A 17299-nucleotide genomic window follows, 5' to 3' on the forward strand; every position below is an offset into this window, starting at 1 on the left:
CGTTTATAGCTTCTCTTCAGGGCTTAACAATGCTTTAGGTTCAGCGCTTAGCATAATATAGGCAGCCTCGTTGATGAAGGCTTCGTCTTCAGGTAGCTCTGGGCGCTCCTTGGCTTTCATGCGGCTGCGCTCTTCAAATTTTGCATCCATTGCTGCTTGATAGGTGTTCCAATTGGCATAAGGGCGCTCACCCGTTGCAATAAGACGTTTATTTTCAGCCTCTAGTGAACGCTTTTCAATCAACTGCATCTTAGCTCGGCGGCTATTGATATCAAGTGGAATTGGTTTTTTCTCATCTTCCATATCGCGAATGTTGTTTAGCGCTGAGAGATAAACAAACTGTGGGTTTTGCTCTTGACGAATTTTAGACTGCTGGTTAAGTGTCGCCAGCGTCGTATCAGTGAACTTACCTTCAGGCTTGTAAGGCGCCGTTTTGATGGTATCCCAAGGTAACGCTTTTTTCTGCGCACGTTCGCCAAAAGTGGCATCATCGTAGATATTGACCAACTCTACATCAGGTACCACACCTTTATTCTGCGTACTACCACCAGTGATGCGATAGAATTTGCGCTGAGTTAAAGTGGCTGAACCCAATGCCAAATTATCGAGTTGAATCTGCGCTGAACCTTTACCCGTTGTCGTACTGCCAACCACTAGCCCACGACCATAATCTTGGATAGCCGCGGCAAATATCTCACTGGCTGAGGCAGACGCTAGGTTGGTAATAACGACCACTTTGCCATCATAAAGTTGCTCACCGCCATCATCGTCACGGTAGACCTGAATGTTGCCGCGATTGTCACGGATTTGCACCATCGGTCCGCTCTTGATAAAGAAGCCAAGCATTTTTGCTACTTCATCCAATGAACCACCTGGATTATTGCGCAAATCAACCACGAGGCCATCAATATTTTCTTTATTCAACGCTTTCAATGCTTTTTCGGTATCGATACTGACGCTGCGATAATCCTCACCGTTACGGCGTGCCTGATAATTCAGATAAAAGCTTGGTATCTCAAGGACGCCGATGCGTTTTGGCGTTTTATCAATATTAGGGCGCTGTACTTCTACCACGCGCTGGGTAACCCCTGACTCTTCTTGTTGAATAATGTCACGAACCACCGTCACGTTACGGGCACTGGCATCAGGGGTATTTGGCTGACGCACTTTGATGGTCACTGACGTGCCACGTTTACCGCGAATCAAGCTCACAATCTCACGCGTTGACCAGCCAACCACGTCTGTCATGTTCTCGCCATCTTTGGCAATACCGATAATCAAATCATTGGGTTTAATCTGACCAGATTTGGCTGCTGGACCACCATCGACCAAGGTCACGATGCGAGTATAATCTGGGTTTTTACGGTCAGGACGAATAGAGACGCCAATGCCTTCTAATTGCAGGCTAGATTGGATTTGCAATTCGTTGGCCTGAATCGGTGCATAATAATTACTGTGCGGATCGTAAGTCAGCATCGCCGTATTTAAGATGGTTTCCATGATTTCATCGTTTGTGAGACGCTTAAACTGCTCTTGCTGTCGCGATAAACGGTTTTGTAAAATCTCGCTTGGTGTACGTTGGTCGTTGCGCACCAAATCTTGTCCACGAGTAATATCTGGATTGCTCAGGAATACTTTTTCTTTGGCTTTTTCATCTTCTTGGCCCAAGGTAATACTCATCAGCTGAAATTTCAGCTGACGCGTCCAATAATCACGCTGCTCTTTTTTGGTTTTAAAATGATTGAGTTTTTCACGGTCAAGCACGATCGTATCATCACTCGTCAAATCAATATCGGTTTTTAGCATCTTGCTCGCCATCGCAAAATACTCATTTGAGCGTTTGCGATAGCGTTCAAAGACCTCTACTCCTGCAGATAAGTCGCCACGCTTGAGGCGAGCACCGAATTCATCGGCGTATTTTTTCTTAAACTCATCCACATCAGACTGCAAAAACAACGTATGGTTTGGGTCAAGGCTATCGATATACATAGACAAGATTTCGCTGCCCGTTTTGCTATCTAGCGGCTGATTCAAATAGTGGCTACGATCCAGCAATGCGGCTACTTGGCGAGTGGTGACTTTTTGTTCAGGGGTTTGTACAAAGCCTTCAGTATTGGTGTCGGCCATTGCCGTCCCGTAGCTCTGGGTGAGAATAATACCGGCGATGCCCACTGACGCTGCACTGAGTAACCACTGTGCTGGTTGTTTTTTCATCATATATACCTAGTTATTTTACGTTAATAATATTATTTGTTTTATAAAAATCAAAAGTGACTGAATCAATCGCCGCCTATAAATGCTTTATCTTTAAGTCACGAAATACTTATCTACCATTATCAATCGAATATGTATTCAATGATACTTTCTAAAATCTAAAACGATACTTTCTAAAATGCTATTTTCTGAATAATTATGGTCACTAAATGCCATTGCTGTTTGCTAATATTTTGTTAAAAATCACTCAATATTATCATGCACATAGATATCCAACTGTCTCAAACTGTATAAGCAATCTTACACGCTACGCCTGCACATACCAAACTTTCTATGACATTTATTGTTCATCATTATTTGGGTCATTTATTGACGATTCAATACCCACTCATGAATTGATTTGAGTCTATTCATCTGCCACATTATGCTCATTTACTAATAACTGTCATAATAAAGCAGTTTTGATAATAGTGGCACACTGCCAATTATCATCATTTATTTATTTGAAGCTGAACCGATCATATAACAATATATAACACCATAAGGATTACGCAATGTACGGCGTTTTAATGATTGATATCGATAGTACCGCACTGACAGCAGAAGATGTCAGCTTAATCAAACAGGCACAGGTGGGCGGGGTGATTCTATTTGCCCGAAACGTTGCAGATGCGGCACAAGTACGGGCGTTGTGTGACGACATACGTTATCACAACCCAGATATATTAATCGGCGTCGACCAAGAAGGTGGACGAGTCGCACGCCTGCGCAATGGCTTTACCCCACTACCCGCCATGGGCAAGCTTGGGGAGCTCTTCAATCAAGACCCTAGCCATGCGCTAAGCTGTGCTTACGATTGTGGCTATCTAATGGCAACAGAAGTGTTGGCCGTGGGCATTGATCTCAGTTTTGCTCCAGTACTTGACAGAGATGGCATCAGTCAAGTCATTGGGGATCGTAGCTTTCATCAAGAGCCGCAAGCGATCATTGCACTGGCGACTCAGTTTATGCGCGGTATGAAAGTCGCTGGCATGGCAACCACGGGCAAGCACTTCCCCGGTCATGGTGCGATTGCCCCTGATTCCCATGTGGCTGAGGCCATCGATACGCGTAGCTTGGATGAGATTATGCATAGCGATATGCAGCCTTTTGCCCAAACCCTACCGTGGCTTGATGCCTTAATGCCTGCCCATGTTATTTTTTCGCAAGTCGATGATAAGCCAGCAGGTTTTTCTAAAATTTGGCTCAAGGACATCATACGGGATCAGCTAAAGTTTGATGGGGTCTTATTCTCTGATGATCTATGTATGGCAGGTGCTCAAGCCGCAGGCGATGTCAGTGCACGTGTGAAAGCCGCGATTGAAGCGGGTTGTGATATTGCGCTGGTTTGTAACGATCGCGTCGCCGCCCATGAAGCCGCAGAGACCGCACAAGAGCTGCCTTATCCCAATCAAAACCGTATTAAAACAATGTGCGGACAGATACCAACATGGCAAGGTGATCTGGAATCAACTTGTCAACAATTTGACTATTGGCAACAGGCAAAGCAAAACGTGACTCAAACCTTTTTTAATCCTCAATCTGAGGCACAAGCGACTCACAGCGCTATTGAATTAAAAGATCCGACCGCTTATAAACAATAGCCTTAACAAAATAAAAAAACCGCACCTTTTATAAGATGCGGTTTTTTTGAATGAATAACTTCTCAATCTTCTGTGCATTAATTGGTTGGATCTACTGCCGTACCTTGAGTGGCATCATCACCATCAGGCAATAAGTCATCGTTATTGCTATCCAAAGGGTTTAAGTCTGGGTCAAGCGCATCATTACTAATAATCATACCATCGTTCGCACTGGCCATCTCGTCATTGACTATAAATTCAATACGGCGATTACGGAAGCGCCCCTGCTCAGTTGAGTTATCAGCGATAGGTTCTGATTCACCCATGCCTTTCGTCATCAATTTACTGGCATCAACACCTTGAGATACCAAATACTCTTTCACTGCCTCAGCGCGATCACGAGACAATTCTACATTGTAAGAATCGGATGCCTGACTGTCAGTATGACCGATAACCGTCAGCTTCATATTCGGTACTTCGTTGATGATCTTAGCAGCGCGGTCAAGCAGCTCTTTATTGACATCAGGAATGACCGCTTCATCCACTTCAAAGTTGATCACCTGAATACTCAATGCACGAGCCACATCACGTGGATCTGGGTTTTTACCAAGATTGGTCATAGCAACATCCGCAGCTGCCAAACTATTATCAATCTCACCCTGCAAATCTAACGGTCCTTCGGCTTGTATGGTCATCGCAGGAACAGCCGCTTGTAGGTCAGCCACTAGCTTATCTAATGCCGCTGCATCAGGCGCATTGACAGTGATAACATCGCCTTTGATGATCATGCTCGCATTTGGTACATTTTTGACGATAGGTAAGATAGTAGCTAGCTGAGCCGCTGCTGGCATATCTACTGCAAAATTGTCATCGACATCAGCACGGCATTTATTGGCTTCTTCACCAAATGCACTGGTTAACGCATTCATTACATTGGTCTGCAAGGTCTCGTCGCCCACATTCATACGGCAAGCATACAGTTCACTATTTTCACCAGTCGCAATGCGCAATGATGCAGGCTCGATATCACCTGCCACTGCCAACTGACCCTCTCCCTGCGCTGCTTGTTGGGCAGTAGCCACCGGTGTAGCGACAGGCTCAGGATTCTCTTGGCAACCACGAAGTAAAGCCCAAGCCAATGCGCCTAAAATAATCAAACCAATAATGGGGAGCAATGCTTTCATAAAGCTGCCTTGCTGCTCTTCTTCGCGTTGCAATGGAGCGGTGCTCACCGTATCAGAGATACGCGCGCCAGCAGCAGGCGTCGCTGCCAACATACCGACTGGCAGAACGGCGCTTGCCCAGGCAGGAATATAACGCTGGTAACTGTCGAGATTATCATTTAAGAACTGCGGCACTGGTGTGGTACCTGCCAAGCTTTTGATTTCGTGAAAAGCCAGTGGCGCTGCCATCGCTATCAGTCCGCGCGAAGACGTCGCATCAACATTATGCTTGCCTGCCAGCTCACGAGCGATTTGATCACGTTGCGAATCATCGCTCCATACACGGTCATAAAACCCTTGGTCGTCACGAGTGATATTTTCATTTGCAAAACGATTATAAGTATCGTTATCCGCTAAGCGAGCCGCAAAAATAGCGTAGAACTGTTCAAGCAGCCCCTTTTTAGCGGGACTATGATCATCTTCCAGCACGGCTGGGCTAACGGTACGCGTCAAATGACTGATAATATCCATAATACAATTCTCCTATTAATGCCTATATTAGTATCGATTTATATAATTAAAATATTCAAAAAACGCCAGATAAAATAATGATTTGAAATAAGAACCATGACAGCTAAAACCATCTTAACCCTGTTCAATTTTCATCATTATAAAAGTATTAAGTCAGTGTTAACAATCAACAGGTTGTTGTACAAATGATACGTTAGGTAATATTTCAAGTGTCACACGTAACCAAAAACATGGCAAATAACCAATCATTAGCTCAGTGAGAACCCATAAAAGAATCAGTAAAACTTATGTATAAATGGAGAAAATACATCCTTTTTTCAGATACTTTGTGGTCTTTTACATAATTCTGACTGGGTATCAACAGAAAAAATGGCGGTATAAGCAACTTATACCGCCATTTTTACTTGATAACTTGTTTCAATGGATAAATTGATCAAACAATCGTTAAACACCTCTATTATCCAATCATTTATTCCTTACTTGCGCAGGTTCAGCGATGATGAGTGTGCTTGCCATATCATCTACCTCCGATTCTGAAATAGAACCTGACGGTCTGTTATTCATCGGTGTATTGTTAGGGGTATTGTTAGGAATGTTACTGGGAATATTGTTGGCATTGTTACTATAATTGTTGGGTGCAGGAGTAGGTACGATACGATCACCTGCATCGTCATCTGCTGCTTGGAACTCTCCAGACCCACTGTTGTTATAGTCATTAGCATACTGATTGTTGGCAGGTCCCTCATTCTCAAACTGGTTATTCGTATTATTCATTGCATTGGCATCAGCATCGTTATTTTCAGGCAATGGTAATGGTGCAGTACTATCGATGACCATGGCAGGTATCAAAGTACGCATATCCGTAACCAGTCGTTGCAAGAGCATACTGTCTGGCGCTTCTAACATAAGGCGATCATTCTGCAAGTGTAGGCGTGCAAATGGCGTAGACCTAATCATCGTCAAGACATTGGGCAGTACTTCCTCTGGTAAATTGGCAATACTACTGGCAACTCCAGCCTGTACTGTTAATTCGCAAATACTCGCTTGCTCACCAAAGCTGGTATTGAGCGCTTGTTGCAAGGTGCTTTGTAGCGCTGCATCGCCAATGGTAGCACTACAGGTATACAGACTACCGCTGTTATCTACGCCAACGATTAGCTCAATGGGAGTCATCGTTGGCGCTACTGGTGCAGGCGTTGGTGCTACCACAACAGGCACTGTCGCAGCGGCTTCTATAGGCGGCGCGTTGTTCGGTCTGATTAATATTGCCCAAGCAGCAAGCCCTATCGCGGCAATGGCTACTATTAATAAACCCACCCGTACCAGTAAATCATTACGTTGATTGCGAGTACGCACTTTTTCTTGCTTCATACTGCTATTTTCTGCCAAATGATGCGTGGATGGATTGGCATGAATGGCGCCAGTATGAGCGATAAAATGACCATCGGTATCACCTATCCTCATACTTTCTACATCAGTATTTCCAATATCTTTTTTATCTGCTGTATGAGCATTTTGTCTATAAGCGGCTGTCGCTGCGGCGATCGTACTGGTATCTATATGAGAATTTTTCCGTCCATCCAAGGAGGTGTCACGCACTGGTACGCTATCAATATCTGCGGCGATGTGTGGGTGTGCTTCTGATGCGCTATTGACGTTTTGAGGAGCAGTAATAATAGGTGCTGACCACATCGGTAAATACTGACGCAGTGCCGCCTGCTCTCCCTGCAAAAACGCTGGCAAAAACTGTCCGTTTGCCAATACTGTCAGCTCACGATAAGCCAGTGGTGCGGCATTGATGAGCAGCTGTAACGTAGCAGACTCATCAATATGATGGGTGGCAGACAGCTCTCGGATCATAAGTTGTTGTACACTTTTATCTTGCCACAGTTGTTCGAACAGTGAACTTTCTGTGGCTCTATCAACCATCACTTGCTCGGCGCGGATAAATTGTGAATACACTTGCGGCAAGGCGAGACGTGATGCCAAGATGGCATAAAACTGCTCCAATAAGCTGATGTAAGCCACACTATCATGACTATTGCGCTCACCTATGACAGCTGGCGTTACGGTCTTTTCTAATTGGTCGATAATACTCATAAATTACTGCCTCTTTCGGCCTTTATTTTAAATTTACCAACGCATGAAACGTTTATTTTACTTGTCGTTAGCATCTGTATGCTTGGATACCGCTCTCATTTAACCCGCCATTACCGTCAAGATACGAAGCATTACTCAATTTGCCTGACAGCCTGCTATATTATTCACTATAAAAGCATATAAATGCACTATTTTGTCACATAATAAGTTTTTGCATTGTCATAACTACTGTTAGTATTACTTTATTATAAATAGCTCATGCTTAATAATTGCTTGTCAGTCCTATTTAGTTTGCACTCAGCCATAATGCGTAGGCTTTGAACATTGTTATTCATCACCTTGTCACATATCAGGCGCAGCCTAAGGATTTTCCTTTGTTCAATCATACGACCCTTATTATTATTATCACGGTTATTGTCAGCTTAGTGGCATGGCAAAACAAAACAGTATTTAATCGACTTATTTTTTATCCGCCAGCGGTAAATAATGGGCAGTGGGATCGTTTTGTCACGCATGGCTTTATTCATGCCGATAGCATGCACCTGCTCTTTAATATGTTTACTTTATACTTTTTCGGTCGTGCTATTGAAGGACTGTATCAGCCGTTCTTATTTGGCTATGGTTTTGTGGTCTTTTACGTATTGGCCATTATCATTGCGATGATTCCAAGCTACCTCAAGAATAAAAACAATGCGAGCTATCTAAGCCTTGGCGCGTCAGGCGGTGTATCAGCCGTATTGTTTGCTTTTATTTTGCTGGCACCGTGGGAAAAAATCTACCTATTCGCGATTGTTCCTATACCTGCGATATTATTCGCCGTCGCTTATATCGCTTATAGTATCTATGCAGACAAACGGGGCGGCTCTAATATCAATCATATGGCGCATATGTGGGGCGGCGCGTTTGGGGTTATTGCCACGATTATTTTAGAACCGCAAGTCCTACCGCATTTTATCAATGCGCTATTATCACCTGGGCTTTAAATTTAGTAATAAAGCTCAGCAATAAAGCTCAGTGGTAAAAATTGAAATAAAACTCAGCAATAAAAAGTGAAATGAGTGCTTGGTTTATGATGGCAGTTTAAGTAACTAAGCAATGATTAACGTCGCGTTATGTTTTGCACAAACTTATACTTAACAAACTATTTAAGAATTTGATAATTATTATGATGATAGATGTTATCGGTGATATTCACGGCTACGCAGACAAGTTAATTGGTTTATTAGAGCAGCTAGGTTACGTTCATAATGGCACGTACTTTGTACCGCCAGTAGGGCATCGGGCGTTATTTATCGGTGACTTGATTGACCGAGGACCACAGCAATTGGCTACCTTAGAGATTGTTTTTGCCATGTTAGATGCTAACGTGGCAGATGCGATAATGGGTAATCATGAATATAACGCCCTCGCCTTTGGCACACTTGACCCTGATAACTCCAGCCAATATCTGCGCTCGCACAATGACATACATACGCGCCAACATGCCGCATTTTTAGCCGAAATAGCTTTTGGCTCAGAGCGTCATCAATATTGGCTTAATCGGTTGTATGAGCTGCCTTTATGGATTGAAACAGACGACGCTTGTTTTGTTCATGCCTGCTGGGATGTCGATAGTATGGCGGTATTGCAGCCACTATTGACTGACGATAACTGTTTAACGCCGCACGGGCTAGTCGCCACTGCCAAAGAAAACACGGCGCCATTTGACGCGCTAGAGCGGGTATTAAAAGGTGTAGAAACATCATTACCCGACGGCATGGTCATGGTCGATAAAGAAGGCACTGAGCGCAAGCGCGTGCGAGTATGCTGGTGGCTTGACGGACTGAATAAGCGCCGTCTTTACGAGGTGGCGCGTGCGCCTGCATCAGCATTGGCTCAGATTCCAAAAGAGGTGTTGGCTGAAAATATTGATTTCGCTCTGAAAACGAATAAAGCGGTATTTGTCGGTCATTATTGGTTAACTGGCACGCCTGAGCCACTGAGTTCACAAGTTGCCTGTACTGATTATTCAGTGGCGGTAGACAGCGGATATCTGACTTGTTATCAGCTCAATACTGAGCAACCATTGCCACTAAAAGCCAGTAACTTTCTCCAATATCGCCATGATAAAACGGTAAACCCCAATCCATAAAATTGGTACTATTGCCCCCGCTTTCTTATTAAAAATCAAACTTGGCTTTACGAAGGCAACAAAACTTTTGTATGATGGTCTTTTTGAGGATATCAAAGCATGAGCACCACAACAGCTACTGTTAACACGATGGATCACAACAGCCCTATCTCCTCCCCTGCTGGTCAGCCGAAAGTTGGCATTATTATGGGATCACAATCTGATTGGGCAACCATGAGTGCGGCAGCGCAATTGCTCGCAGACTTTGATATCGCTTTTGATTGTGAAGTAGTGTCAGCACACCGCACCCCTGATAGATTGTTTGACTATGCAAAAAGTGCAAAAGATAACGGTCTACAAGTTATCATCGCTGGCGCTGGTGGTGCTGCTCATCTGCCTGGCATGTGTGCCAGTCAAACGCCGTTACCTGTGTTTGGTGTTCCTGTAAAGTCTTCTATGCTCAGCGGTTGGGATAGTCTCTTGTCTATCGTACAGATGCCTAAAGGCGTCGCAGTTGGCACATTAGCGATTGGCTCAGCAGGCGCTTACAATGCTGCTCTGCTTGCGATTCAAGTGTTAGCATTGAATGATGAGACTATTGCGGCTAAGCTGGACAATCTGCGCCAAATGCAAACTGATACCATCCTTGCTAGCCCAACGCCCGGCATCATCAATAGCTAATTACCTGTCTTTGATAGCGGTTCTTGAATCCCATTATTGAGACATAGCTGCTATTTACTTGATATTTATTTTTAGATGGGTTTTACTTAATACAAGGTGCATGTAATGCACCTTTTCCTATTTTAATAGATGACTTTTCGCCTTTTAATACACCCAAAATATTATTCATTTTTAACTCAAAGAGCCTGCCATGACTACAGCGAACGCTTACCCTGTTACCCAAACCATTCGTACCATCGGTATTTTAGGCGGTGGTCAGCTTGGTATGATGCTTGCCGAAGCAGCGATGCCACTGGGCTACCAATGTGTGTTTTTAGAAGACAGCGCTGACTGCCCTGCTAGCCTATACGGCCACGTCTTTCATAGCGATCAATTGGAAGACTTCATCGCCGCAGCAGACGTTTTCACCTTAGAGTTTGAAAACACACCAACGGCGACAGTTGAACAGCTGACTGATCTATCAAAATCAGGTAGCAAACAAGGCATGTTTCCGCCATTGATTGCGCTTGATATCGCTCAAGACCGCTTGAAAGAAAAGCAAATGTTCAATTCGCTTGATATTGCCACTGTACCCTTTATGGCTGTCAACTCTGAAGCGGATTTGCAGCAAGCCTGTCATGAATTAGGACTGCCTATCGTCCTAAAAACCAGCCGTGGTGGTTATGATGGCAAAGGTCAGTTCGTGATTAGACAAGACAGTGATATCAAGGCGGCATGGCAAGATCTCAAAGATGCAGTTACGGGTAAGGGCTCACTAACGCCAACGCCTGCACCTTTGATTGCAGAAGGTTTTATTAACTTTAGCCGCGAGCTTTCTATTATCGCCGCACGCGCACAAAATGGTCAGGTTCGTTGCTACGATTTGGTCGAAAACCATCATCATAATGGTATTTTAGCCAAGACCCAAGCGCCTGCCGTTGGCACCAGTCATTTATTCAAACAAGCAACCGATGCCATCACCAAAATCATGAACCATTTAGACTATGTTGGTGTGATGGCACTTGAGCTCTTTGTGACCAAAGATGCGCGTGGCCATGACACGCTACTCGCTAATGAAATTGCGCCGCGCGTACATAATTCAGGACATTGGAGCATTGAAGGCGCTGTCACTAGCCAGTTCGAAAACCACATTCGCGCCGTCGTCAATCTGCCATTAGGTGATACCGACAACGTGCATCCAGCGATTATGCTCAATGTCTTGGGTCAATATCCAGATATCAGCGCCGTACTAAATATCGATGGCGCACACTATCATAGCTACCATAAAGCAGAACGCGATGACCGCAAAATTGCGCATATTACCTTGATGCCAAACGACGTTGCCGACTTAGAGCCTGCTTTGGCCAAGCTCGTCGCTACGCTACCCAATAAAATGGGACTTGAGAAAAAACCATCTGCGATTGATAGCCAGCCAAAAGCGGCAGATGGTCTAACCACGACTGATACTGACACTGCTTTAGAGAATGCAGCAGTCAGTATTAAAGATAACCAGTCAAACAAAGCTATCAACACTAAGTCGAAAACAGAAAAGGCTAAAAAATAATGCAGATTTGGGTAGATGCCGATTCGGTGCCATTGATTGCCAAAGATTTGATTATCAAAACCGCTGAACGCACGCAAACCATGGCAATATTCGTCGCCAATCAGCCGATCAAACTGCGTAAGTCACCACTGCTTGTCATGACGGTGGTGCCATCAGGGTTCGATAAAGCCGATGATTATATCGTTGAGCAAATACAGCCAGGCGATCTGGCTATTACTAGCGACATTCCTTTGGCTAATGACATTTTGGACAAAGGTGGTATGGTCTTGACCTCTCGCGGCATGGTCTACGACAAAAATAATATCAAGCAAAAGCTCAATATGCGTGATTTCATGGATACCATGCGCGGTACTGGCGTGCTCGAACTACAAGAAATGAGTGGTCAAAAACCTTATGGCGATCGTGATAAAAAAGCTTTTGCTGATGGATTAAACAAGTTGGTACGCTAGTTTTCACCCGCTTTGTCTTTGATTTTTTGATCTTATCCACTTTGCAAACTGTATACACGCCATAACCAAACACTATGCAATCGGCACGCTTCATAACGAAGTGTGCCTTTTTTTCTTGATACGCTATAGTCAGTTTTTACAACAACGATAACGTATATAAGAATAGGAATGACAATGAAAATTTTAGTAATTGGGGCAAGTGGTCGAGTGGGAACGGATTTGGTCAAGCAGCTATTAGCGGATAACCATCAAGTTATTGGCACGACACGCCAAGAAGAAAAACTGTTTACCGATGACAATTATAGCCAACTCGATTTAGATATCACTGCCGAAAAAGAGGCTATACAAAAGCAAATTGATCAAGACATTGACGCTGTCTATTTCGTTGCAGGGTCTGGCGGTAAAGACGTCTTAGAAGTGGATTTACATGGGGCGGTCAAAACCATGCAAGCCGCAGAGGACAAAGGCATTAAGCGCTATATCATGCTTAGCACCGTCTTTTCATTAGACACCAGTAAATGGGACAATGCTGGTATTGCTGACCTAAAAGAATACTATATATGTAAGCATTATGCGGATCAGTGGTTAATTAATAACAGTAGCCTTGATTACACCATCTTTCAAGCAGGGGCGCTAAAAGAGCGCGAAGCAACTGGTAAAATCACTGTCAACGATGATAATGCTGGAGAAAATTCAATTGCCGATGTGGCGACTACTCTGGCAGCCGTCTTAAATGCCAATAATACCGTCAAGAAAGTCTTTAGTATGCATAACGGTGAGACTGCGATTGATGAAGCGATTGCACAGTTATAAGAATCAACTTTACAGCGATTAAAACGAAAAAAGCGAGTAAGCCTAATGGGTTACTCGCTTTTTTCTAATAGGCTTGTCAAATAAGTGGCAACTATATTAAGTCTATTAATAATCGACTAGGCCAAACCGCTCGGAAAAGAAATCACATCTTCTAAGCTATTCGCGCCTGTGATTACCATGAGTAATCTATCAATACCAACGGCGATACCGCTACAGGGAATTAAAGCATCAGATGCTGCTAATAAATGCTCATCGATTGGCATTTGTGGTAGGTTATGACGCTTACGCAGTTGATTGTCTCGCTCAAACCGTTCTCTTAACGCTTGTCCATCTGCTAGCTCATCATAAGCGTTGGCAATCTCAATACCATTGATATACAGCTCGAAACGTTTAGCGACTGTATTGCCCTCTTTATCAACCGCTGTTTTTGCCAGTGCCGCCGTGGCAGGCGGATATTCTATAATCAAGGTCGGTAAGTCATGACCCAAGTTTGGCTCGACCGCATGACTAAACAGCAAATCCAGCCAGCTTTGACGAACATCTGTTTCGCCATCTTCTGTGTTATCCAAGTCGCTATTAAAATCAAAACCTGTCAAACCCTTATCTTCTGCTACCGCTTGCAGAGCATCAAGGCTAGCTGTCAGCGGATGTATGCCGACAAAATCCATAAACGCATCAACATAGCGGTAATGACTCATCACCACTGAATGCCCATAAAGCGCCGCTAATAACTCACTCAGCTCAGCCGCCATATCATCCAGACTATAATTTGGCTGATACCACTCAAGCATGGTAAATTCGATATTATGGCGTACGCCTATTTCATTATCTCGAAATACGGAGCAAATTTGATATATAGGCACTTGCCAGCTGGCAAGTAAACGCTTCATTGCAAACTCAGGTGAAGTATGCAGATAATAAGTACAAGGTTTATCTTGGTAAGTCACTTGTGCGGCGACTGATTGTAAGAAAGTATCGGTATTACCAGCCTGCGATAGTAGCGGTGTTTGCACTTCAAGCACTTGATGCGTGGCGAAAAACTGACGAACGGTGCTCATCAATTGCGCACGCTGCTGAGCCATTGCCAATGTCATGGTCGGCGCATAGCTGGGTTTTGAAGGAGAATTACTTGCTTGGGTCATTATTATTTACTGCAATTTAAGGATAAGAATAAGTTCTCAGATGCTACTTTAGGGTTGAAGGCTGCCTAACTTTTACCACTGCCATTCGCGGCGTAAGTGATAATCTCGGCGCAACTGATCAAAGTCAGCACCCTTTATTTGACCGTCAGCCAGCTTGCTTCTTAGTACAGCATCATCGTGCATGATGTCGTAAAATTTCTGTAATCTGTCTGGATGTGCTTTTAGCTCAGACCAGAGGTAAGTATTAAGCGGCAGTAAACTATGCATGGACTGAACAGGTGCCACTGCCAATTTTTCACAGAGCGCGTCATAGATAATTTGCGTACCACGCAGCTTACCTTCGACCGTATAGCCTGCGATATGAGGGGTGGCGATAGCCAGTTTGGACAATAAACTCTCAGAAATCTCTGGTTCAAATTCAAACACATCGAGCACTACTTGGCGATCTGTGCGCTCAATATCTGCTTCTAAATCACGCGCATTAATGACTGGTCCTCGTGCACTGTTAATCAGCAAAGTATGCGCAGGCATCATGGCCAATGTATCTGCATCAATAAGATGCCGTGTTGGATAATTGCCGCCTCTAGGGTGCACATCACCCTTCTCGTCTGTCAGAGGTACATGCAAACTAACCACATCGCTTTGGCTAAGCACTTGCTCAAGGCTAGCATTATTCGTATTCGAGGTAGGCAGTAGTGGATCATAGCCTAGTACTTGCCAGCCTAAATCATTGGCATACTGAGCGAGCGTACTACCAATATTACCAAGTCCGATGATGCCCAATGTTAATGGCTTCGTGGATTGCTGCCAATAGTGCGGACGCAACGTCAAAATCGCCGTCAATACATACTGCGCGACAGAATGTTTACTACATCCAGCCGCATTGGCGAAAGTGATATTTCGCGCCGCCAAATAGTCTTGATCGACATGATCGGTACCGATAGTCGCCGAACCGACAAATTTTACGCTGTTATTATTGGCTAGCAATGCCTCGCCTACTGGCGTCACCGAGCGTATCAACAGCACATCAGGTTGTAATTCTGAGAGCAACTGCGCATTGATATCGCGTCCAGTGACGGTGATTATATTGACCGTCTGCTCAGGCACCTGTCCAAGCATCGAAGCATTAAAAAACGCATCCAAGCTTGCGATATTGCTATCGGCCACGATAGTAATGCTGTCAATAGAGTTCGCTCTATTTTGCATAGCGCTTGCAGTATTCTTATTTAACATGACTATGTGCCTCTACTCTGAGTCATTGACTGGTGGCAACGTTTGGTTGTCAGACAATACCAAATCCTGCGGGGCAAATATCTCATTTTTATGCTGCGATATCCATTCTCGCCATACCGCCAATCCGATGGCTAGCACCACAGGACCGATAAACAAACCAACAAAGCCAAAAGCCGTTAGACCACCTAATACACCAATAAAAATAATAATAAAAGGGATTTTGGTCGCGCCACTAATCACAATAGGACGGATGAGATTGTCAACCCAGCTGATAACCAAAGTGCCCCATAGTGCCAAGCCAATCCCTTCTACAGTATGACCTTGGCTTAACAACCAAATGGATACACCGCCCCACACAAATGGCGTGCCGAACGGAATCAGGGCGATAATAAAGGTTACGATAGTGAGTAAGATAGGACTTGGTGCACCAGCGAAGTAGTAACCCACACCTGCGAGCAGTGCTTGTGCCAATGCCGTCAAACCAATGCCATAAACCACCGCACGCGTGGTCGTACCCACAGAATCAATATAACCATCGATGCGATTGCCAATGATATTACGCAGTGCTTGACGAATTTGGCGCACCAAACTGGTACCATCACGATAAAAGAAAAACAACGTCATCAGCGCCATACCTAACTTGGCAAGACCGCTAAACACCACATCAAATGCTACTTTGCCATAATATAAATGTGACTGTACCCAGATACGAAACGCCTCTAACGTCCCTTCTGGGTTTTTATTGATTCTCCACAGCACATCTTTCACTTGCTGACCGATGATAGGCATATCTTTAATAGAATCAGGCACATCTAAATAGCCCACTTTTATACGATAAATCAAGTTACTGATTAGGCTCAAGGCTTCTTGCTGTAGAATAAAAACACCGATAACCAGTGGCACACCTATCATTAAGGAGATACTCACCGTCATAATAGCAGCGCTAAAATTAGGACTCAGCTTTACTTTTTCGTAAAAAAAGTTATAAATAGGAAAGGTAACATACGCTAAAATCGCCGCCCATAATGCGGGTACAATAAAAAATTGTACCACTTGAAAACACAGTACGAACAGCACCACCAACAGAGTAATAGCCAATAAGCGCTGAATAATAAATTCTTTTGTCCAATTTTCAATCATAGCGTATAAACCAAGAGCAGACAGCGAAGATCTATCGCGACCTTGCTGGCAAGTTTATAAATGTGTGATGAATATCAACTCACAGACGGTGCCCATAAAAAGACCCTGTCCATTAGCGGTATTCATTAGCGAGGGGTGTAAACAATCAGTACCAGTAAACCTGCTTTGAGAGCATCAAATCGTAGCATACCGTAACATACTTACGGACGATAGTTTTGACTAACGCAAGATAAATATCAAGCGATTATCACGGCTTATTATGCCGCAAAATACGATAATGATATAACGATATGTTGTAATCTTTACTTACAACTTTCTCTGTATAAGCTTACTAGGGCGTGTCTTCAATTGGTTAAGCCATAAATAATAGTTACAATACCGCATCTATTGAGACGCTGCGAGAAGTACAAGTCATGGCAAGAACAGCACTAACAGATACGCTTTGGGATCAACTTCAATCAACGATGACACAGCATGGCTGCTATCAAACTCAAAACAGTCGAGAGGTCATGGAAGCCATACTGTGGAAGCTACGCACAGGTGCGCCTTGGCGTGACA

Annotated in this window: 14 protein-coding genes; 8 read left to right on the forward strand and 6 right to left on the reverse strand. The window is 44.0% G+C overall.

All coding sequences use genetic code 11. The annotated features are described in order from the left end of the window. Positions 1-3 precede the first annotated feature (3 nt). The gene (locus tag JMW94_RS13740) at positions 4-2214 is read right to left on the reverse strand and encodes a carboxy terminal-processing peptidase (protein ID WP_045443512.1); all 2211 of its coding nucleotides are present in this window, start codon (positions 2212-2214) and stop codon (positions 4-6) included. A 554-nt stretch (positions 2215-2768) separates the two neighbouring features. Here JMW94_RS13740 and nagZ point away from each other — a divergent pair. Continuing rightward, entirely contained in the window at positions 2769-3857 is a 1089-nt protein-coding gene (nagZ, locus tag JMW94_RS13745) for a beta-N-acetylhexosaminidase (RefSeq protein ID WP_087813944.1), read from the forward strand. A gap of 77 nt (positions 3858-3934) precedes the next feature. Here the strand turns inward: nagZ and JMW94_RS13750 are convergent, their stop codons facing one another. Beyond that, positions 3935-5530 (reverse strand): OmpA family protein, encoded by a 1596-nt coding sequence (locus tag JMW94_RS13750; protein WP_201604771.1) that lies wholly within the window; start codon positions 5528-5530, stop codon positions 3935-3937. A 465-nt stretch (positions 5531-5995) separates the two neighbouring features. After that, complete coding sequence (locus tag JMW94_RS13755; protein ID WP_201604772.1) at positions 5996-7630, reverse strand: hypothetical protein; 1635 nt, start codon at positions 7628-7630, stop codon at positions 5996-5998. 374 nt (positions 7631-8004) lie between these two features. Here JMW94_RS13755 and JMW94_RS13760 point away from each other — a divergent pair, with 374 nt between their 5' ends. From JMW94_RS13760 to JMW94_RS13785, 6 genes are all read left to right on the forward strand, one after another. Then, positions 8005-8613, forward strand: coding sequence for a rhomboid family intramembrane serine protease (locus JMW94_RS13760; RefSeq protein WP_045443506.1), 609 nt, complete (start codon positions 8005-8007; stop codon positions 8611-8613). A 182-nt stretch (positions 8614-8795) separates the two neighbouring features. After that, positions 8796-9761: a metallophosphoesterase gene (locus tag JMW94_RS13765; RefSeq protein ID WP_201604773.1), complete on the forward strand. Its 966-nt coding sequence runs from the start codon at positions 8796-8798 to the stop codon at positions 9759-9761. A 99-nt stretch (positions 9762-9860) separates the two neighbouring features. Then, entirely contained in the window at positions 9861-10421 is a 561-nt protein-coding gene (gene purE / locus JMW94_RS13770) for a 5-(carboxyamino)imidazole ribonucleotide mutase (protein ID WP_087813940.1), read from the forward strand. A 190-nt stretch (positions 10422-10611) separates the two neighbouring features. After that, complete coding sequence (locus JMW94_RS13775; RefSeq protein WP_087813939.1) at positions 10612-11964, forward strand: 5-(carboxyamino)imidazole ribonucleotide synthase; 1353 nt, start codon at positions 10612-10614, stop codon at positions 11962-11964. After that, positions 11964-12413: a YaiI/YqxD family protein gene (locus tag JMW94_RS13780; protein WP_087813938.1), complete on the forward strand. Its 450-nt coding sequence runs from the start codon at positions 11964-11966 to the stop codon at positions 12411-12413. The genes JMW94_RS13775 and JMW94_RS13780 overlap by 1 nt, the downstream gene beginning before the upstream one ends. 174 nt (positions 12414-12587) lie before the next feature. After that, positions 12588-13226 carry an NAD(P)H-binding protein gene (locus JMW94_RS13785; RefSeq protein WP_087813937.1) on the forward strand — a complete coding sequence of 213 codons (639 nt, stop codon included), beginning with the start codon at positions 12588-12590 and terminating at the stop codon, positions 13224-13226. 116 nt (positions 13227-13342) lie between these two features. Here the strand turns inward: JMW94_RS13785 and epmA are convergent, their stop codons facing one another. From epmA to JMW94_RS13800, 3 genes are all read right to left on the reverse strand, one after another. Further along, entirely contained in the window at positions 13343-14368 is a 1026-nt protein-coding gene (epmA, locus tag JMW94_RS13790) for an EF-P lysine aminoacylase EpmA (RefSeq protein ID WP_087813936.1), read from the reverse strand. Between the two features lie 72 nt (positions 14369-14440). Then, the gene (locus tag JMW94_RS13795) at positions 14441-15553 is read right to left on the reverse strand and encodes a 4-phosphoerythronate dehydrogenase (RefSeq protein ID WP_087814052.1); all 1113 of its coding nucleotides are present in this window, start codon (positions 15551-15553) and stop codon (positions 14441-14443) included. 60 nt (positions 15554-15613) lie between these two features. Next, positions 15614-16741 (reverse strand): AI-2E family transporter, encoded by a 1128-nt coding sequence (locus tag JMW94_RS13800; protein WP_087813935.1) that lies wholly within the window; start codon positions 16739-16741, stop codon positions 15614-15616. 413 nt (positions 16742-17154) lie between these two features. On the opposite strand from JMW94_RS13800, the gene JMW94_RS13805 reads away from it, so the two are divergent. Then, on the forward strand, positions 17155-17299 hold a 145-nt coding region (locus JMW94_RS13805; RefSeq protein WP_201604774.1), incomplete at its 3' end, for a transposase.

The organism is Psychrobacter immobilis, from assembly GCF_904846185.1.
Classification (GTDB): Bacteria; Pseudomonadota; Gammaproteobacteria; order Pseudomonadales; family Moraxellaceae; genus Psychrobacter; species Psychrobacter immobilis_B.